At 42.5% G+C, this 20,450-nt stretch carries 17 protein-coding genes; 10 read left to right on the forward strand and 7 right to left on the reverse strand.

The features are described 5' to 3' along the window. Window positions 1-184 precede the first annotated feature (184 nt). Both WDM69_RS03645 and WDM69_RS03650 read right to left on the reverse strand, forming a co-directional pair. Complete coding sequence (locus WDM69_RS03645) at window positions 185-1,474, reverse strand: aspartate kinase (protein ID WP_078306272.1); 1,290 nt, start codon at window positions 1,472-1,474, stop codon at window positions 185-187. A gap of 131 nt (window positions 1,475-1,605) precedes the next feature. Further along, window positions 1,606-2,514 (reverse strand): lysine exporter LysO family protein, encoded by a 909-nt coding sequence (locus tag WDM69_RS03650; RefSeq protein WP_078306273.1) that lies wholly within the window; start codon window positions 2,512-2,514, stop codon window positions 1,606-1,608. A 308-nt stretch (window positions 2,515-2,822) separates the two neighbouring features. On the opposite strand from WDM69_RS03650, the gene WDM69_RS03655 reads away from it, so the two are divergent. The 3 genes from WDM69_RS03655 (at window position 2,823) to WDM69_RS03665 (ending at window position 5,107) form a co-directional block, all read left to right on the forward strand. Next, entirely contained in the window at window positions 2,823-3,464 is a 642-nt protein-coding gene (locus WDM69_RS03655; RefSeq protein WP_078306274.1) for a MarC family protein, read from the forward strand. 404 nt (window positions 3,465-3,868) lie between these two features. Next, on the forward strand, window positions 3,869-4,417 hold the full coding sequence (locus tag WDM69_RS03660) for a hypothetical protein (RefSeq protein WP_078306275.1): 549 nt from the start codon (window positions 3,869-3,871) through the stop codon (window positions 4,415-4,417). Between the two features lie 114 nt (window positions 4,418-4,531). Continuing rightward, on the forward strand, window positions 4,532-5,107 hold the full coding sequence (locus WDM69_RS03665) for a hypothetical protein (protein WP_338755712.1): 576 nt from the start codon (window positions 4,532-4,534) through the stop codon (window positions 5,105-5,107). A gap of 65 nt (window positions 5,108-5,172) precedes the next feature. Here WDM69_RS03665 and rluB read toward each other — a convergent pair whose 3' ends face one another. Beyond that, window positions 5,173-6,087, reverse strand: coding sequence for a 23S rRNA pseudouridine(2605) synthase RluB (rluB, locus tag WDM69_RS03670; protein ID WP_338755713.1), 915 nt, complete (start codon window positions 6,085-6,087; stop codon window positions 5,173-5,175). A gap of 387 nt (window positions 6,088-6,474) precedes the next feature. On the opposite strand from rluB, the gene cysS reads away from it, so the two are divergent. The 6 genes from cysS (at window position 6,475) to WDM69_RS03700 (ending at window position 14,222) form a co-directional block, all read left to right on the forward strand. Further along, the gene (gene cysS, locus WDM69_RS03675) at window positions 6,475-7,932 is read left to right on the forward strand and encodes a cysteine--tRNA ligase (RefSeq protein WP_422393271.1); all 1,458 of its coding nucleotides are present in this window, start codon (window positions 6,475-6,477) and stop codon (window positions 7,930-7,932) included. Between the two features lie 375 nt (window positions 7,933-8,307). After that, window positions 8,308-9,780, forward strand: coding sequence for an IMP dehydrogenase (gene guaB / locus WDM69_RS03680; protein WP_338755715.1), 1,473 nt, complete (start codon window positions 8,308-8,310; stop codon window positions 9,778-9,780). 112 nt (window positions 9,781-9,892) lie between these two features. Next, entirely contained in the window at window positions 9,893-11,311 is a 1,419-nt protein-coding gene (glmM, locus tag WDM69_RS03685) for a phosphoglucosamine mutase (RefSeq protein ID WP_078306282.1), read from the forward strand. A gap of 54 nt (window positions 11,312-11,365) precedes the next feature. Next, window positions 11,366-12,025 carry a pyridoxamine 5'-phosphate oxidase gene (pdxH, locus tag WDM69_RS03690; RefSeq protein WP_205760085.1) on the forward strand — a complete coding sequence of 220 codons (660 nt, stop codon included), beginning with the start codon at window positions 11,366-11,368 and terminating at the stop codon, window positions 12,023-12,025. Window positions 12,026-12,040: 15 nt separating this feature from the next. Then, window positions 12,041-13,060, forward strand: coding sequence for an RluA family pseudouridine synthase (locus tag WDM69_RS03695; RefSeq protein WP_078306284.1), 1,020 nt, complete (start codon window positions 12,041-12,043; stop codon window positions 13,058-13,060). Window positions 13,061-13,139: 79 nt separating this feature from the next. Next, the gene (locus WDM69_RS03700) at window positions 13,140-14,222 is read left to right on the forward strand and encodes a polyphenol oxidase family protein (RefSeq protein ID WP_078306285.1); all 1,083 of its coding nucleotides are present in this window, start codon (window positions 13,140-13,142) and stop codon (window positions 14,220-14,222) included. A 50-nt stretch (window positions 14,223-14,272) separates the two neighbouring features. On the opposite strand, the gene xseB is transcribed toward WDM69_RS03700, so the two are convergent. Together xseB and xseA are read right to left on the reverse strand one after the other, a co-directional pair. Next, the gene (gene xseB / locus WDM69_RS03705) at window positions 14,273-14,512 is read right to left on the reverse strand and encodes an exodeoxyribonuclease VII small subunit (RefSeq protein ID WP_078306286.1); all 240 of its coding nucleotides are present in this window, start codon (window positions 14,510-14,512) and stop codon (window positions 14,273-14,275) included. A gap of 39 nt (window positions 14,513-14,551) precedes the next feature. After that, the gene (gene xseA / locus WDM69_RS03710; RefSeq protein ID WP_338755716.1) at window positions 14,552-16,027 is read right to left on the reverse strand and encodes an exodeoxyribonuclease VII large subunit; all 1,476 of its coding nucleotides are present in this window, start codon (window positions 16,025-16,027) and stop codon (window positions 14,552-14,554) included. 108 nt (window positions 16,028-16,135) lie between these two features. Here xseA and WDM69_RS03715 point away from each other — a divergent pair, with 108 nt between their 5' ends. Beyond that, window positions 16,136-16,801, forward strand: a complete 666-nt coding sequence (locus tag WDM69_RS03715) for a 4'-phosphopantetheinyl transferase family protein (RefSeq protein ID WP_158077836.1) — start codon at window positions 16,136-16,138, stop codon at window positions 16,799-16,801. 98 nt (window positions 16,802-16,899) lie between these two features. Here WDM69_RS03715 and WDM69_RS03720 read toward each other — a convergent pair whose 3' ends face one another. Both WDM69_RS03720 and WDM69_RS03725 read right to left on the reverse strand, forming a co-directional pair. Further along, complete coding sequence (locus WDM69_RS03720; RefSeq protein WP_078306287.1) at window positions 16,900-17,712, reverse strand: hypothetical protein; 813 nt, start codon at window positions 17,710-17,712, stop codon at window positions 16,900-16,902. Between the two features lie 300 nt (window positions 17,713-18,012). Further along, window positions 18,013-20,340: an NADP-dependent malic enzyme gene (locus WDM69_RS03725; RefSeq protein WP_338755717.1), complete on the reverse strand. Its 2,328-nt coding sequence runs from the start codon at window positions 20,338-20,340 to the stop codon at window positions 18,013-18,015. Window positions 20,341-20,450 lie beyond the last annotated feature (110 nt).

A 20,450-nucleotide genomic window follows, 5' to 3' on the forward strand; every position in this document is an offset into this window, starting at 1 on the left:
TTGATTGTTGAATACAACAATGTTTAGACATTAACCGCCTAGATATGAGATGGTTACTGTTCAGACATTAATGAGCCAAACAGTTAAAACCTTTGTTGCAGCATAGTATAACGAATTTTGGCAAAAAGGTCATAACATTGACGCAGAAAAAAAGCCATTTCGCTCAAGAACATCAACAAGAACATCAATCCAAACCAGCCACTTCACTCACGCCAGATTCTCTGTCTAAGCCAAAGGCGGTGTGTAGTGATTTGACTGCTTTTTCTAGATGTTGTTCTTGTACCAGTACTGAGATTTTAATTTCACTGGTAGATATCATCTCAATGTTGATGTTGTTTTCTGCCAATGTCTGAAACATGGTGCTTGCCACGCCAGCATGTGAACGCATGCCCACACCCACCAATGACACCTTAACCACTTTGTCATCACCAATGATGGCTTTTGCACCGATGTCATTTTTGACTTCGGTGTTCAGGATATGTAAGGCTTTATCTAAGTCGTTATGATGCACGGTAAAGGTAAAATCAGTCAGACCGTTGTCTGAGATGTTCTGTACAATCATATCAATTTCGATGTTGCTTCGACCGATTGGGCTTAAGATGGCAGAGGCAACGCCAGGATTGTCAGGCACGCCACGCACCACAATTTTGGCTTCATCACGATTAAAGGCAATGCCTGAAATGACGGCTTTTTCCATGTTGTTTCCTTCATCTATGGTAATTAGTGTGCCCACGTTTTGTTTAAAATTATCGTCAAATTTGCCATCAATATTGTCATCAAAGCTGGATAATACCCTAAGCGGTACTTGATATTTGCCTGCAAATTCAACTGAGCGGATTTGTAAAACCTTTGAGCCCAAGCTTGCCATTTCTAGCATTTCTTCAAAGGTGATTTTGTCAAGTTTTTTGGCTTTTGAGGTGATACGAGGGTCCGTGGTATAGACTCCGTCCACATCGGTATAGATTTGGCATTCATCGGCTTTTAAGGCAGCTGCCAATGCCACACCTGTGGTGTCTGAGCCACCACGCCCTAAGGTGGTGACATTGCCTTGTTTATCCACCCCTTGAAATCCTGCAACAATGACCACTTTGCCAGCGTCTAAGGCAGTTTTTAGTTTGCTGTCGTCGATAGCATCAATGCGAGCCTTATTATGGGTGCTGTCGGTCTTGATGGCAACCTGCCCCCCTGTGTAAGATACCGCATCAACCCCCGCTTCTTTAAGTGCCATTGCCAATAAAGAAATAGACACTTGTTCGCCTGTGGATACCATTTGGTCATATTCACGAGGGTCAGGATTTGGGCTGATTTGATGAGCTAAGTCAATTAGGCGGTTGGTTTCGCCACTCATGGCAGAGACCACCACCACTGTCTGATGTCCATTGTCGTGCCAGCATTTGACTCGTTTTGCCACATGTTTGATTCGGTCAATACTGCCCATGGAAGTACCGCCATATTTTTGAACAATCAATGCCATTTAAGCTACCTTACTTGCTGAATTTTATAAAACTTAAATTTTAAGAACTTAATTTCACAACCTATTAAAAATAGCAACCATATTAAAAAGCCACTGATATTAAAAACTCAAGCCGTTCTTTATACCACAATTTATCCCAACTGAGCAAATACTGTCATCAAAATGGGTGATAATAGATTGATGATAAAGCCAAAGCTGACTGCCAAAGCGGCTGCTTCTTTGCCACCTGATTGATGGATAATAGGTAAGGTGAAATCTAAGCTGGTTGCCCCGCCACTGCCAATAGCAGCACTGGGCGAATGTGTCATCAGCAGTGGAATGAACATTAAGGCAAAAAACTCTCGCCCCAAGTCATTAAACAGTGCCACACTGCCCCAAACTGCTCCATAAGCATCACCAATCACGCCAGCAGACAGTGAATACCAACCAAAGCCTGATGCCAAAGCCAGCCCTTGATACAGACTGACTTCAGGCATCAGCCATGCAAAGACAACCCCGCCGAACAGCACGCTGATGGTAAATATCATGCTGATTGCCACGCCACGGCGATTGAGCAGGACGGTTTTTAGTCCAATGCCAGAGCCTTTTAGCGAAAGGCCCACCAAAAGCAGCAACAGCATCAGCACATAACGCACGCTGTCTTTTGGTGGCAGTAAGCTTTCTGGCATAAGATGACCCAAACTCATGCCAACAAACACACTGCCCACTTGCATGGCTGTGCCAGCAATACCAAGTATTTGTATGTTGGATTTGTGGTTAAACTGTCGTTGCCAAGGTTGGCATTTGTCATAAAGCATCAGCCCAATCAGTCCAAAACCAATGGTTAAAAACATCAGCAACAGCACTGACAGACCAATTTGCCAAAGCTGACTCAGCAGATTATTAACCTGTGCCAACTCAATCCCAAGCAATAGCAATAATAATAGCACCACATGGCGTAAAGCCGTGTCGGTTTTGGCATGCATGTTTTTGTTGATGGGCAACACATATCCCAAAAATAACGGCAATAATATCAAAATAAGACTGGTAAAATTGGACATACAGGCTCGAAAGCAACAATAAAATGGCAATAGTAAACTGGCAATAATAGACTTACCATATTATCGCATCAGCGATTGAATGCCAATATTATCGATTGTCTTGATTATCGACTGCCTTGCACAATGAAACAGCATGACAAACAACGGCATGTCAATTGCATGTCAATTAACAGCATAACAAACAAAAATCATCGCATTTGTGCTAGAATTTGTTGCTTTAAACCGTATGGGTTTGTTCTTTTATTTTACTAAGCTTATTTTACCAAGCTTTTTTGCCAAATACTTATTTTTTCTTATTGGTCAGCTTTATGGATACCGAAATCATCAAAATCATTCTTGCCTTTATTGTGTTGATTAACCCATTTAGTGCTTTGACCATTTTTGTGGACTTAACTCGTGATTATGATTTGACTGCTCGTCGTCATGTTGCCCAAATTGCTGCGTTGACGGTGTTTGTTACCATCAGCTTTTTTACCATTGCAGGGGAGAGCATGCTTAAGATTTTGGGCATTTCTGTTGGCTCATTTCAGGTGGCAGGTGGCATATTGGTATTTTTGATTGCTTTGAATATGATGAATGGCGAAGGCAATCCAGTCAAGCCCAATGAAGAAAATCTTGACCTTAATCATGTTCAGGAAGTTGTCCCATCAGCGGCATCAGCTGTTGTACCGCTTGCCATTCCCATGTTAATAGGGCCAGGGGGCATCTCGACGGTGATTATTTATTCATCACAAGTCTCTGGCATTTGGCAGACAGGCTCTATTATTGTGGCAGGGTTGTTTATCAGTGTGTTTTGTTATTTGTCTTTGATGGCAGCAGGTCGGGTCAGCCATTTTTTGGGTGATACAGGGCTTAACATCGTTAGTCGCATCATGGGCATGTTATTGGCTGCCGTGGCAGTTGAGATATTGGTGAATGGTCTTCGTACCATCTTTCCACAGTTAGGCTAGCTTACCACAGTTACCAATCCTTACTTATGGATAAAAGATATCGTATTATATTGTACACGATGATTTGTGATTGTTGATGGTAATGGCAGTTTATTCCAATGACTGTTTGTTCTTGTGCCAATCCAATCATGTTTCATTTAATGGGTGATAAAGTTTCATCAAGTGTTTAAAAAATATTTAATGATTTGGTGTTGTACCATATACCATATGAGGTATTTTATGAGAAATTTTGTTTTTTATTTTCTGTGCGTTTGTTTTACTGGCTCAAGCGGAACAGCCCACAATTGGCAGTAGAAAGTAATTGAGTATGGTAAAGTAATTGAGTATGGTTGAGTTGCAATGCCATTATTTAATGATTGAACCATATTGAACCATAAAGATATGTATAAAGGTAAAGGTATCCCATGACCCAAACGACTGCTATATTCATTGCGTTTATCTTGTATGGTGTGCTTCCCATGGCAGGGGTTTTTTTGGGTTATAAAGGTTTCAAAAAACTCACCCAACCTAAAATGCTTGAGTATCATGCCATGCCCAAACTTGGGTACATTCCAGAAAAATCTTTACCCAGCGATGTAAAAATGACTTTAGATGCCATTAATGCCAAGGGTGAAAGGCTCAAATTGCTTTATGGCGATACCAACAATGACGGTAAAATAGATGACCATGATGCCGTCACAGAAAGTTATGTGATGATAAAAAAACTGCTTGAAGAACATATCCCACAAGCGGTGTCAGATTATCGGCGTTTAAATGACTTGGGTGATGATAGAACCAAAACCATCACCATTGCACAATCGGGTATCACAGGCAAACAGGCTTTATTAGACGTGCTAAATACCATTAATGCCCAATTTGATGACATGACCGATGCCATTTATCATCAAGATGGGCAAAAGCTGTTGATAGCCAATCGTTATCTTAAGTCACGTTTTGATGAAGCACAACGGTAAGTCTTATGGTGTGATAGCCCTAAGTTAAGTTGATGTTATGTGATAAGTTGATGTTCAGTGATGTGATGAAGCGATGCGGTAAAATAAGCGATGTGGTAAATATGGGGGCAGATTATGGGGGTAGTGCTTGGGATTGTGGCGGTATTGGGTGTGGGTGGTGCGTATGTGTTGCGTAAAGGTTGGTTTGCGTTTCATAAAGCGGTGGGAATCACGCCCGGAACGATGATTTATGTGCCACCTGAGCAGTATCAGCCAGTGTTGTTGCATCTGCCACTTGATAAAAATCAGCTTATGGCGTTGCCAGTTACCATGCGACAAAGACTGGCTCAAATAGACCAAAAAGCTCAACGTTTACAATCTTATCATGATAAGCCATCTTTACATTACCCTGATGAGAGACGTTTTGTATTGGTGAGGCTGTTACAAAATGAGTTGCCACAGGCGATTGGCCATTATCACCGTTATCAACATGAGCGATTGTCTAAACATTCATTTGATGTGTCAAAGTTTGATGTAAACAAGGTTGATGTAAAAAAAGTTGATATGCCCAAGGCAGATGATGAATCTTTGCAACTGCTTGAGCATATCATGATGAATGTTGAAAGTCGATTAGATGCTCTGCTTAATGACCATGAATCAGACAGTTTACATGAACTCAATGTCATCAAACGCTACCTTGATATAAGGTGATTGGACATAAAATAATTAAAAAGTGGTCAGTGGTTTGTTGTCAGTCTGTCAAAAGCGTTGATTGGCTAGCGACGATGCACATGCTTGCCACGGCGAGCTTTGAGTGGGTTTTTCTTGATGCGTTCAGTTTTGCGTTTTGCCATGCCATAAAGCCCTGTGCCTTGACGTGGGCGAAGGTTGACCAACTCAATTAAAGAATGAATGTCTTTTTTATCCAATTCAATAAACCGCCCTGTTCTTAGTTCTTTGGGCAGATTGACCGTGCCATATTGGGTGCGTAATAGTCGTGATACCCTCAAGCCTTGTGATTCAAATAATCGTCTGACTTCACGGTTACGCCCTTCTTTTAACCGCACATGATACCAGCGGTTGACCCCTTCACCCCCCCCTTCGACAATGCTGTCAAATTGAGCTGGCCCATCTTCTAGTTGCACGCCTTGTGTTAGGTTGCGTGCCATCTCTGGAGTAACTTCACCGAGTACTCGAACGGCGTATTCTCGCACCACTTCGTTAGATGGGTGCATCAGCCGATGTGCCAACTCACCATCATTCGTAAACAGTAACAAGCCTGTGGAGTTGATGTCTAAGCGACCGACCATTACCCAACGGTCATTGGTAAGCTTGGGTAAGCGGTCAAAAACGGTGGGGCGACCTTCGGGGTCATGGGCAGAGCAAATTTCACCTTCGGGCTTGTAATATGCCAGCACTCGGCGGCGTTTTTCGTTTTCGCTTTTAAATTTAATGGGGCGGCCATCAACACGGATATCATCACCTTTGCCAACACGGTCGCCAATGCTGGCAATCACCCCATTAATAGACACTCGCCCTGATTTGATGATGTCTTCCATCTGCCGTCTTGAGCCTAAGCCCAATCTTGCCAGTGTTTTTTGTAATTTTTCGGTATTGCCTGTGGCGATGCTGGCGGTGATACTGGCATGGCTGGTCTGTGTGGCATTGTCTGTGGTATTGTCGTGGGACATGGTGGCTCCAAATTTGGCGTTAGACATTTCACAATGTGTGCAGATGCCAAAGGATAGGTTTGGCTTGATTGGTGTTTCATCAAGCAAGTCAAACAGTCAGAATAAACTAAAAATAAGAATAAACATAATCATAAAGCTGCCATTTTATAACAATCTTAAGCATTTTGATAGTTTTGGTGGTTGGGTAAATGGCTTTTTGCAAGCTAATTGATTAAAATAGACCAGCGACCAGCGATTAGTCAGATGACAGACAATCATCAGTGTTTGAATCTTTTTATGATGATGTTGGTTGAAAGTAATATAAGTAATCATGGTTGAAAGTAATCATGGTTTTGAAAGTAATAATGGTTGGTTGAAAGTGATATGAGTGCAAGCCAAAATGACATGATGATAAATGATATGGTGATATACGATTCATTGATGGGTAAAAAACGCCCCTTTGTCCCTATACACGCTCCCAAAGTTGGTATGTATGTGTGTGGCATGACGGTGTATGATTATTGTCATATCGGACATGCACGGGTCATGGTTGCGTTTGATGTCATTGTTCGTTGGCTACGACATCGGGGTTATGATGTGACTTACGTGCGTAATATCACCGACATTGATGACAAAATCATTCAGCGTGCCAATGACAACAACGAGTCTATTCACGACTTGACCGCTCGCTTTATTACCGCCATGCACGAAGATGCTGATGCGTTGGGTTGTCAACGCCCTGATAAAGAACCTAAAGCCACCGATTTTATTGATGACATGCAGGGCATGATAGCCACCTTAATGGATAGGCAGTTCGCTTATGTGGGTGATGATGGCGATGTGTATTATGCCGTCAACCGCTTTGCTGATTATGGCAAACTGTCCAAACGTAAACTTGACGACATGCAGGCAGGTGAGCGAGTGGCAGTTGCTAAAAGCAAAAAAAGCCCATACGACTTTGTGTTATGGAAAGCCGCCAAAGTAGGTGAACCACAGTGGGCATCGCCTTGGGGAGCAGGTCGCCCTGGTTGGCACATTGAATGCTCTGCCATGAGTACGCAGTGTTTGGGCAATACTTTTGACATTCATGGTGGTGGACATGACCTGCAATTTCCGCATCATGAAAATGAAATTGCCCAATCTGAAGCTGCAACAGATTGCCATTATGCCAACACATGGATACATGTTGGTTTTATTAATGTAGATGGTGAAAAAATGAGCAAATCTTTGGGTAATTTTTTTACCATTCGTGATGTGATTGGTAAGTATCACCCTGAAACGGTGCGTTATTTTATTTTATCCAGTCATTATCGCAGTCAGGTGAATTTTTCTGACACAGCCCTTGACGAAGCACACGCCAGCTTAAGCCGTTTATATCATGCGTTAAAATCGGCTGAGCAGTTTTTGGGGGTTGAAATTGCCCCCTCCCTATCGGCAGATGCGTTGAGACAAACGGACTTTAAACAAACGGATAACAGGATAAGCCAATTTGAGTCGGCGATGAATGATGACTTTAATGTGCCAGCAGCATTGACCGTGTTGTTTGGCTTGGCCAAAGAATTGAATGTTGCCATTAAAAATGAAGATAAAAACTTAGTCATGGATTTGTACGCCAAACTCAAATATCTGGCCATGCCTTTAAATATATTACAGTCATCGCCACAAGAATTTTTGCAAGCGTTGGTTGGTGGTGTGCGTGGTGATGCTGGATTACGTGGCGAGCAAATCGAAGCGAAAATCCAACAACGTGCTGATGCAAAAGCGAGCAAAAACTATGCTCAAGCTGATGCCATTCGTGCTGAACTTTTGGCTCAAGGCATTGAATTGGAAGATGGTAGACAAGGGACGACATGGAGAAGGATTTAATGGTCATGACATGATGAGTCTGGTTTGGTTGACTGATTGGGCTTGCTCAGATGTTTTTGTCAGCTTGCATAAAATCTATTTGCATAAACGCCATGATTGGCATAATATATGCAGTTAATCTAAAAAATTATCTGGTGGTGTCAGTTGAACTTATTCATATTCGTACCAACAGTTTATACCAACAAACGACATCAAAAGGCTGGGCAGGCAACTGTTCAGCCTTTTGTGGTTATGAGTTTCCCAAATTCTTAGTTTAAAGACTTAGTTTAAAAAGTTGATGGCTGATAAAATTAATGGCTTATAAAGCGAATCACGGTTATTAGTTATTTATTAGTTATTGAGTTAATTACAAGCAAATGACAGGTGTCTATTCTTATGTTACGAATTGTCAATGAAGCATTAACCTTTGATGATGTTCTTTTATTACCTGCCTACTCTGAGGTATTACCAAAATCAGTGGATTTACGCACTCGCTTGACCAAAGGCATTCAGCTTAATCTGCCCATCATCTCCGCTGCCATGGATACGGTTACCGAATCTAGCATGGCAATTACCATGGCACAACTGGGTGGCATGGGTATTTTGCATAAAAACATGAGCATCGAAGAACAAGCCACTAAAGTGCGTCGAGTCAAGAAATTTGAAGCAGGTACGGTGGTTGATCCGATTACCGTTACCCCTGATGTCCGTGTTGGTGAGCTGTTACGGCTGACAAATGAGCATAACATCAGTGGTGTTCCTGTGGTCGAAGCAGGCAGTGATAAAGTGGTGGGCATCGTAACGCATAGAGATTTGCGATTTGAGACCAATCTTAATCAACCTGTTGCCAATGTCATGACACCAAAAGATAAACTGGTAACGGTCAAAGAGGGTGAAAATAACGAGAACATCAAAAAACTCTTGCACGAACATCGCATTGAAAAAGTCGTGGTCATTGATGATGATTTTAATCTTAAAGGATTGATTACCGTCAATGATTTTGCCAAAGCAGAAAACAACCCTAATGCCTGTAAAGATGACAAAGGCAGGTTGCGTGTGGGGGCTGCTGTGGGGACGGGGGTAGACACGCAAGCACGCATTGAAGCTTTGGTGGCCAATGATGTGGACGTGATAGTGGTGGATACCGCTCACGGTCATTCTAAAGGCGTGATTGAGCGGGTCGCTTGGATTAAAAAACACTTCTCTCACATTCAAGTCATCGGTGGCAACATTGCCACAGGTGATGCGGCACTTGCTTTGCGTGATGCTGGGGCAGATGCGGTCAAAGTGGGCATTGGGCCGGGGTCAATTTGTACCACTCGCATCATTGCTGGCATTGGTGTGCCACAAATCTCTGCCATTGATGATGTTGCGACTGCTTTAAAAGACAGCATTCCATTGATTGCTGATGGTGGTATTCGTTTCTCTGGTGATATGGCAAAAGCCATCGCTGCTGGGGCATCGTGTATCATGGTTGGCTCATTATTAGCTGGCACAGAAGAAGCCCCAGGAGAGGTTGAATTGTTCCAAGGTCGCTATTATAAAGCTTATCGTGGCATGGGCAGTTTGGGGGCAATGTCTGGTCAAAATGGCTCGTCAGATCGCTATTTTCAAGATGCCAAAGACGGCATGGAGAAGCTTGTGCCAGAGGGTATTGAAGGACGTGTGCCTTATAAAGGGCCAGTCAGTGGCATCATCAGCCAAATGGCAGGTGGCTTACGCTCATCGATGGGGTATACAGGCAGTGCCACCATTGAAGAGATGCGTAAAAACCCTAAGTTTGTGCGTGTGACGTCAGCAGGCATGAAAGAATCACATGTGCATGATGTGCAAATCACCAAAGAAGCCCCAAATTATCGCATTGGATAATCTGGATAATGGCAAGTAAAAAAAGTAAAAACCAAACATTTTGGCAAAAAGACGTTTATCCTAAGTAATAGAAAACTAAGTGGTAGAAAACTAAGCAGCAGGAGATGGGCAGATGAGTTATTTTGGCACTGATGGTATTCGTGGTCGCTTTGGTGTGTTTCCCATCACCCCTGATTTTGTGATGGCGTTAGGTTATGTGACAGGTCAAGTATTGGTTGAACAAAATGGTCATCATGACAACCATGGTGATAAGCATGGCAATAAGATTCCCAGCGTGTTGATTGGTAAAGACACACGGCTATCAGGTTATGTGATAGAAGCGGCATTGCAAGCAGGATTTAATGCTGCTGGGGTGGATGTGTATATGCTAGGACCATTGCCCACACCTGCCATTGCCCATCTGACTCACAGCTTTCATGCTGATATTGGGGTGGTGATTTCTGCATCGCATAATTCGTTTGAAGACAATGGCATCAAGTTTTTTTCAAGTGAAGGAAAAAAGATATCTGATGACATGCAAGAGAACATCAATGCCAAACTTGATGCCTTAATGCAACAACAAGCCCAGTTTTATACACAGTTGGGCTTGGCATCTTTGCCATCAGTATTTATCAGCACAGATGCCAAATCATTAGGAAAAAACCACCGCATTGACGATGCTAAAGGGCGTTATATCGAATATTGCAAAGGCACATTCCCTTATCAATTAAGCTTGGATAATTTGACCATTGTGGTGGATTGTGCCAATGGCGCAGGGTATGGCGTTGCTCCCAGAGTATTCAGAGAGCTTGGGGCAAGGGTTGTTGCCATTCATCATGAGCCAAATGGCGTTAATATCAACGCTGATTGTGGTTCAACTCACCCCAAAAGCCTACAAGAGCAAGTGCTGGCACACAAAGCAGATGTTGGTATCGCCTTAGATGGTGATGGCGACCGCATCATCATGGTTGACCACACAGGATCGGTGGTAGATGGTGATGGCATCTTGTATGTTTTAGCACTTCAAGGTGATGACAAGCCTGATGGGGTGGTTGGTACATTGATGACCAACATGGCATTGGCGGTGGCATTGGCAGAGCAGGGCATTGAGTTTATCCGTGCTAAGGTGGGTGATCGCTATGTATCACAAGAGCTTGAAGCACGTGGTTGGCAGTTGGGGGGAGAAAGCTCAGGGCATATTATTTGCTTGGATAAAAGCAGCACAGGAGATGCCTTGGTGGCTGCCTTACAAGTACTGGCATTGATGGTGGCACAAGATAAATCACTGGCTCAGTTGCTAGAAGGTTTTAAACCATGGCCACAAATTTTGGTCAATGTTAGACCAGAACACATACAAGACCCATATCAATCACCAACGTTAGTGAATCGATTTGATCAAGCAAATAAACAGTTGGCTGGGCGTGGTCGTCTGCTTATTCGCAAATCAGGTACAGAACCCATCATTCGAGTGATGGTTGAATCTGATGATGAAATAGAATGCGATGTGCTGGCAAATGAGCTGGCAGAGTTGATTAAAACAGAACTGGCATGACACACATGCAGTACACACACCATAACACACATCACAATGAGGATGATAATGACCATGGATTTTTCAGAACAACGCTTGTCTTACGAACAAGGACAACTTGATGAAACCAGCTTACCAAACGATGCCAAGGCATTGTTTGAAGGCTGGATAAAACACGCCATTGATGCCAAGGTTGCTGAGCCGTACGCCATGAGCCTAGCAACTTGTGGTACTGATGGCAAACCTGCAGTACGCATCGTGTTATTGCGTGAAATAAAACAGACAACAGATGGCTTTGCTTTGGTATTTTATACCAATTATGACAGTGCAAAGGGCATTGATTTGACCCAAAATCCCAATGCTGAAGCCTTGTTTTTTTGGCAAAGTCAAGAAAGGCAAGTACGTCTGTCTGGTCAAGTCAGTAAATTAGATGTCGATAAATCACAAAAGTATTTTCATAAACGCCCAATTGATAGCCAAATAGCCGCTTGGGTTAGCAACCCACAGAGCGGACAAGTCAGTAATAGACAAGTCATGGAAGATAAATTTGAGCAATTAAAGCAACAACATGCAGATGATGATGTCATTGCCATGCCATCTTTTTGGGGTGGCTATCAATTAGATGTCAGCGAAGTTGAGTTTTGGCAAGGTCGAGCCAATCGAATGCACGACCGCATCGTTTATCGTAAAAAAGATAACGGACAAGGATATGATGTCCATCGTTTGTTGCCTTAAAGTCATGGTGATGAGATGACGATGACAGAAGAAGAACTTGAATTTTTATCTGACCGTCATTCTTTGGCCGTCGCTCAAGCATGCCACCCACCCATCACAGGACGGCATGAAGTTGATGCCAATACCGTTGGCATGCGTTTGGATAAAGCGGCGGCATTGGTCTTTTCGGAACATTCAAGGGCACAGCTACAAAACTGGATAGCTTCTGGTGAATTGACAGTCAATGCACAGATTAAGAAAAGCAAATACCGCTTAAGCTTAGGTGATGAACTGCTACTAAATGCCAGCGTACAAGAGCATGGCGATGACTTACCAGAAGATTTGCCGATTGATGTGGTGTATGAAGATGACAGCGTGCTTGTGGTTAATAAACCTGTTGGTATGGTGGTGCACCCAGGTGCGGGCAATTGGACAGGCACATTGGTCAATGCGTTGCTGTTTCATTATCCTGATTTTGCCCCATTGCCCAGAGCGGGGTTGGTGCATCGTATCGATAAAGACACATCAGGTCTGTTGATGATTGCCAAAACCAAATATGCTCAACAACATCTGACCGACCAGCTTAAAGATAAAAGCCTTTATCGCCATTATCAATGTGTGGTGGTAGGCGATGCTCAGCACCTATCACGCCATCGCATCATAGACGAACCCATCGCCCGTCACCCCACCGTTCGCACCAAGATGAGCGTGCAAGCACATGGCAAAGAGGCCCAAACGCATATTGTTACCATCACTAAACTTAACGAATGCCATAGTCTGCTTGATGTTGAGCTAAAAACAGGGCGTACCCATCAAATTCGTGTGCATTTAAGTCATATTGGCTGTCCGTTGGTGGGTGATTCGCTCTATGGCTCACGTAACCAGTTGCGAGCCAGTCTCAGCCCCATTCAAAGGCAAGCAATCAAAGATTTCCCAAGACAAGCCTTGCATGCTTACGAGTTGGGTTTTTTACACCCAAAAAGTGGTCAACTCATTAAAGTTACTGTACCACCACCCCAAGACATGCAAGCGTTGATTAACACTCTAAAGGAGTGATGTGTGTGTTTGGTTTATCTCTTTGCCACCATGTAATCTCCATCATGTCATCTGTAAGACGAATCCGTGAGACATCAACATGCAACCATCACCTTATTTTAAGCCTGATTTTAAACCTTGGCGAGTCATTCATCAAGACAACGACATCATGGTGGTGCAGACCCTTGCAAAAAACAACACAGATACAGATAATACACTTGTTTTAAATGATGCGATGATTGCTGATGACGCACCATATGGGGCGTTTAATCTTGGGTTACATGTGCAAGATGATGCCAATAAGGTATTGGCAAATCGAGCGTATTTATTGGCAAATTTGAGCCAACAATCCACCAATGTCAGTATCAATGTCAATATTAATGTCAATGATAAGCCCACCACCAATGGTGATAATGTCATTCACCGAATTCATTGGCTAAATCAGGTACATGGCAATGCCATCATTGATGGTGATGAACAGATGTTATCCATCAAAGCTCCCAATGCTGATGCCTTGTTTAGCCGTAATAAAGGCGTGGCATTAGCCATCATGACCGCTGATTGTGTGCCGATTTGTCTGCACTTTGTTGATTTGGGTATGATTGCTTGCATTCATGCAGGCTGGCAGGGCTTGGCAAATGGCATTATTAAAAAAACCATCAACACTGTTTTGCAATCAGCCAAAGCCTTACAATCAGCCACAAACAATCAGCAACCATCTAACCATTCTTGTCCAAACCCTGCTGGGCTAACAATAAAGGCATTTATGGGAGCATGTATCGGTGGACAAAACTATGAAGTGGGCATTGACTTAGCTCACAAGCTTGTCAGCCAAAGTTTGGCACACCATGCCGATTTATCCAGCGAACACATAAGTCATGCAAACAACAATGTACATAACAACGCACATAATAGCATCGTAAAAAATCACAATGCTGACAACAAACTATTTAATCTAATCACTCAGGCACATGCTCAACCCCAAAAGACTTGGCTGAATATCCAAGCACTCGCCATTTGGCAACTCGAGCAAATCGGTAGGCAAGCTCAAATTAACATACAGTTATACAACCGCCAAGCACCTTGTGGCTATGCTGATGATGCCTATTATTCACACCGTAGAGCCACGCACATGGGGCAGAAGCACACTGGCAGAATGGCCATGTTGATTGTCAGATGTTGATGTGTTTATTGTTGTTATCTATTATTGTTATCTGTCATTTTTATTTATCGTTATTTATCGTTGTCATCTGGGGAAAATGCACTGTCCAAGGCTTGTTGTACAGATTCTATCCGATTTTGACAAACCTTATAAGCCGTGATGGACTCTTCCACGATTGTCATCAGATTATCGATGTCTGGTTCTTGTTGAGTTTGTAGTAAAGTCGCATTGGTTTGTAAAATATCGTAAGCATCTTTGAAGGTTTTTGGGCCATTTTTGCGTTTACGAGTTGGGCTTGTGGTTTGTTTCATGGGAGTTCCTTTAATGGAATTTTTTATATGGGATTACCTTTATGATGGGGATATGATGGTGGCATTTGCTTGCCCATCTTTAAATTCTAACTGAATCTGCTGACCGAGATTTAAGTTTTTAACCGTACTGATTGCTTTGCCATGGTGGTCTTTGATAAGCACATAGCCTTTCTCTAACACTCGCTTAGGGTGTTGTGTTAATATCATCTGTTGTTGGTGTTGCGTTTGTTTTTTAGCAGTTGCTAACTGCCAGTATGCTGATTGTTTGACCTGTAAAAGCTGTTGGTCAGCTTGGTTGGAAGTGGATTTTAAGTCATAAAAAGCATGTTGTTTCACCTGATTGATATGAGCATCACACCGTTGATGAACTTGGTGGATTGCAACGTGTGACTGTCTTTTAACCAACTGCAAATAAGACACGCATTGGGTTTTGGCAATGGCAGTTTGTTGCATACTGGCAGATTTGATGTGCATCATTTGTGTGTGATTCAGCGTATGAGCCAAAGAGGTCAAGCGGTTAGCAGTGGTTTGTATGTTGATGAATGCTTGCTGAGCTTGATTCGTGATGGTTTGTAGCTGGTTGATGATGCCAGTAATCACTTTAGATGGGGTATCAAAACGACGCTGTGCCACATCATCTAAGATGACTCGGTCTCGTGCATGACCGATTCCCACCCAGACAGGCACAGGTAACTTTGCAACCAATACCGCAAGCTCATAGTCATTAAGATACGCCAAATCCCCCACCGAACCACCACCACGAATGATGACCACAACATCAGGTCGAGAAGTTAACTGTCTAAATGCCAATGTGATGGCTTCTTGGATTTCTTTGGGAGCATGATTGCCTTGAAAGGTGGCATGATAATAATGGAACTGGCATACGCCATGCTGTTCTAATAAATCAGACTCTTTGCGAAAATCTCCCAAACCTGCTGCATCTTGGGGAGCGATGACCAACACATGTTGAATATCAAAAGGCTTGGGGATTTTTTGATTGGCATGTAGTAAATTTTCATTGTCCAAACGTTCAATCATGGCGGTATATTGCCTTGCCAAATCACCCAACGTATAATTAGGGTCAATGTCATCTATGTTTAAAGAAAAACCATATAGACGATGAAAATTGGCAGCCACTTTGAGCATGACGCTAAGATTGGCAGTCAGCTCTGACCCTGTGGCATGACGAAATTTGTCCAATACCCCACTTGCTTGATAACGCCATAAGGTGGCTCGGCAACTTGCCACAACGCTACCATCATCTGACTTTTCTGCCAGTTCAAAATAGTAATGCCCAGACTTTGACGACAGATTGCGGATTTCTGCTTTGACCCATACTTTATGATTAAACGTGTGGCTAAGCACCATGGAGACAGCAGACAGATAGTCAGATAAATTAAGTACCGTGTCATCAAACTCATCATCAGACTTATGTTTGGCTTGTTCTTTTTCAGACATGGATAATGTTTGCTGATGCGAATCAGATTGATATGAGTCAGGTTGGTCATCAGTCATGGCATTGATTATGGGTTTTAATATTATGGGTTTTAATAATGTGTGGGGCAATGTGTGAGGGTGTGTCCTTCATGTTATTCATTTTACTTTAATTTAATGAGAATTGCATTGTTTGGGTTAAAAAATCAACATCTCTTTTATCATGATGCGGTTTGGTTTGGGCAGGCACAATTTTATCTGCATAAAGAACATCAAAATAAAAAGCATCAAAAGGCTGATAAAAAATTCATACAAAGCCAAGCAGTCAGAGAATTACTGACCAAGTTATTGGCTTATTATCACATTCACACACAACTCAATGACAGCAACTATCCTTATCGATTAGACGATGGTAAATGGGTGTCTTTTAGTCACAGTAAAGCGTATGTGGCAGTTGTGGTGTCTAATGAGCCAGTGGGAATAGACATAGAGAAAAATCCTGTTAGCATCAAGGTGGCAGAGCGATTTTTTTGCCAAGATGAGTGTGATTACCTAACAACGTTGCCAAAGCATCAAAGTGATGCTTGTTGTAAATTATTATGGCAAATAAAAGAATGTTTGATAAAAATTGAGCAAATAAGTTTGATAGATGGGTTAAAGATAAATGTGTTAGATGCCATATTATCAGCAAATAGTCAATCCGATGGTTTAAATCACCTTGTTTGTAAGCAGCCCATAAAGTTGGAAATCAAAGGGTATGGCAGTTATCATTTTTATTGCCATCAGCTTAATGATTTGCAATTTAGCGACTTGCCATTTAACGATTTGGTTATCTTGCTGAAACCAACATCATGAAATAAATAAAAAAGAACACAAACATAAAAGCTGAGCAATTTTGCTCACCTTTTATGTTTTGCTGTATTTTACGATATTTTTTAAGTGTTGCTTAATGCTTAGAAGCGATAAGTCACACCAACTTTAGCGATTGGGTACCACTTAAGATCAGTCTTGACACTATTTGTAATTTTATTTTCAAGTTCTTGCTTAGCATTTTCGATTGCTTGAGCTTGTGCTACATTCTGGCCATCTTTTGTGGTTTGTTTGACGGTACCAGTTACCTTGGTAGTGGATTTAAAATCACCCATATAAGCTGCACCCACTTCAGCAAATGCACCCCAACGATCGCCGATATTAGGACGGAAACCAAGAGTGGCATAAGGGGCTAGGCGGTTTTTATTTTTAGCACGTACTTCAATGGCAGCTTCATCGCTAAGAGTAAATTTATTTTTATTATTATCAAAACTGATAGAATTGTCAGTGCCAGTAGATTCTGAAGTTACTTTAATATTAAGCTCATTTTTAGGCACCATTACCCCTGTACCCACGGTAAAGGAATTTTTGAATGGACGCATTTGTACGGCTAAGTAAGGGTTGCTATATTTAACTTTATAGTCTAATTTACCTTTAAAATCACCATAGCCTTCACCCAAAACTTTATCATAATTAATCCAAGAGTCGTTGGCGTTTAGTTTGGTATCACCCTTAAGGTCCATACCACTCCAACCTGCTTGTAGCTCGGTTGATTCATTCACACCCCAAGCAATATTAGCACCATAACCTAATGTGCCAATCTCAGCACTGATGGCGGCTGGGTGTGTGGCAGTTTGGAAAAAATTAGTGGCACTTTCGCCCACTTGTATGGCAGCCATAGAAGAAGTAGATGCCAATACAGCAGCAGCGATGGCAGAATAAGAAAGTACTTTCATATTAAGTCCTTAACGTTGAAAAATCAGTCACCAAAAGTAACTGTTGGTGATGTTTTGATGATAATTAGAAATGTATGATGATGCCAGTTAGCATGCCCCTAGCATCATCCATAAAATCTATAAATTCATTAACCTTGAAATATTATGTCATATTTTAGCGGTCATGTGCAAAGTTAATTGTTAACTTTTCCGTTTAAATGTAACCAAATCTCAAAATTATGTAATCTAATGTAGTCATGCTCCTGTTGTTGGGTGAAGTGAATGCCGTTAAATCGATGCAATTAAAATTACCCAATGCACTTAGCCCTGTTCATTTTGCGTTTGTGCTTGATGCACTGCCAATGCTGTCATGTTGACAATACGACGAGCGGTTGCTGATGGTGTTAGGATATGCACAGGTTTGTTTGCCCCCAGTAAGATGGGTCCAATGGCGGCACTGTTTGTGGCGGCTTTTAGTAAGTTAAACGCAATGTTGGCAGCATCCAGTGATGGCATGATAAGTAAATTGGCTGAGCCTTTGAGTGTAGTGAATGGGAATTCTTGTTGACGTAAGACTTCATTAAGTGCTGAGTCGCCGTGCATTTCACCATCAAACTCAAAATCCACATTCATGCGTGTTAAGATGTCATGAGCGTTACGCATCTTACAAGCATCTTGTTTGTCTGATGTGCCAAAGTTAGAGTGAGACAAAAGTGCCACACGAGGTGTGATGCCAAAGCGTCGCATTTCTTGGGCTGCTAAGATGCTCATCTCAGCAATCTGTTCAGCCGTGGGATTTTCGTGAATGTATGGGTCAGCAATAAAAATGGTGCGGTCTTGCATCAATACCGCTGACATCGAATAAAAATCATTGACGTCTTCTTTTTTACCAATGACATTTTTGATGTAAGACAGATGTAGTCCATAATGGCCAAACGTCCCACAAATTAGACCGTCTGCATCGCCTTTTTCTACCAATAATGCTCCGATAAGGGTGGTTTTGCGACGCACATCACGGCGAGCAAGCTCAATGCTGACCCCACGTCGTTGATTGTTTTTATAATAAAATTGCCAGTAGTCATTGTAGCGTGGGTCGTTGTTGGGATTGACAATTTCTAAATGTTGGTCTTTTTGTAGTCGTAAGCCCAACTTATTGATGCGGTCAATAATCACTTCTGGCCGCCCCACTAAAATTGGCTTGGCAATGCCTTCATCTACCACCACTTGTACGGCACGCAACACATTGATGTCTTCACCTTCGCTAAAGACAATGCGTTTGGGAGCGGTTTTTGCTTTAGCAAACACAGGTTTCATGATTAAAGCTGAGTTGTAGACAAATTCAGACAGCTTTTGCCGATAGGCGTTAAAATCTTCGATGGGCAGTGTTGCCACGCCTGAATCCATGGCAGCTTTGGCAACCGCAGGGGCAATTTCAAGAATTAGGTTGGGTTCAAGTGGTCCTGGAATCAGATACTCTTTGCCAAAGCTTTTTAGTTTATCGACCTCTTTTTTGGCATAATTGGTTGGTGTTGCTTCGACATGAGCCATGGCAGCGATGGCTTTTACGCAAGCAATTTTCATCTCTTCGTTGATTGTTGTTGCTCCCACGTCCAATGCCCCACGGAAAATATAAGGGAAGCATAAGGCGTTATTAACTTGGTTGGGATAATCAGAGCGACCTGTTGCCATGATGACATCAGGGCGAGCAGCGTGGGCTTCTTCGGGCATGATTTCAGGATTTGGGTTAGCTAGGGCAAAGATAATGGGGTCTTTTGCCATGCGTTTAACCATATCTTGGGTTAAGATGCCTGCCATGGACAAGCCTAAAAACATGTCTGTGCCATCGATGATGTCATTAATGGTTTTGGCATCTGTGGCTCTGGCATAGCGTTGTTTTGACGGGTCTAGATTGTTACGGTCTGTGCTGATGATGCCCCTTGAGTCGGCAACATAGATGTTATTTTTATTGACACCTAATGCACACATCAGGTCAAGACATGAAATGGCAGCTGCTCCTGCACCAGAACAAACCACGGTGATGTCTTCGATGCGTTTGTTGGTCAGTATCAAGGCATTGAGTAGGGCAGCACCTACGATAATCGATGTGCCGTGTTGGTCATCATGGAACACAGGAATGTTCATGCGTTCTCTGAGCTCTTTTTCGATTTTAAAGCATTCTGGGGCTTTGATGTCTTCTAGGTTGATGCCGCCAAAGGTTGGTTCAAGTGCTGCCACCGCTTCGATGAATTTATCAGGGTCATTTTGAGCAATTTCAATGTCGAATACGTCAATGCCAGCAAATTTTTTAAACAATACACCTTTGCCTTCCATGACAGGTTTAGACGCCAATGCGCCTATGTTGCCCAAACCCAAAACGGCAGTGCCATTGGTGATGACACCAACAAGGTTGGCACGTGCGGTGTATTTGGCTGCCATCTTGGGGTTTTTTTCGATTTCTAAACAGGGGACGGCGACCCCTGGAGAATATGCCAATGCCAAATCACGTTGGTTGGCAATTTGTTTGGTTGGGGTAACTGAGATTTTACCAGGCCTTGGGTGTTGGTGATAGTGTAGGGCGGATTGTTCTAAACTTTGTTGGTCAACCGCCTGTGTGGTATCGGCATGGGTGGTGTAGGTGGTGTTGCTCATAAGCTGTCTGTTATCCGTTAATGTGGTGAGTGTGAATGGAGTACAAAATAATGTGTTAAAGTGTTAAAGTATTAAAGTTATAAGGTGTTGAAGTTAAGTTAATAAGTTAA

This window comes from Lwoffella lincolnii (assembly GCF_037201985.1).
GTDB lineage: Bacteria > Pseudomonadota > Gammaproteobacteria > Pseudomonadales > Moraxellaceae > Psychrobacter > Psychrobacter lincolnii.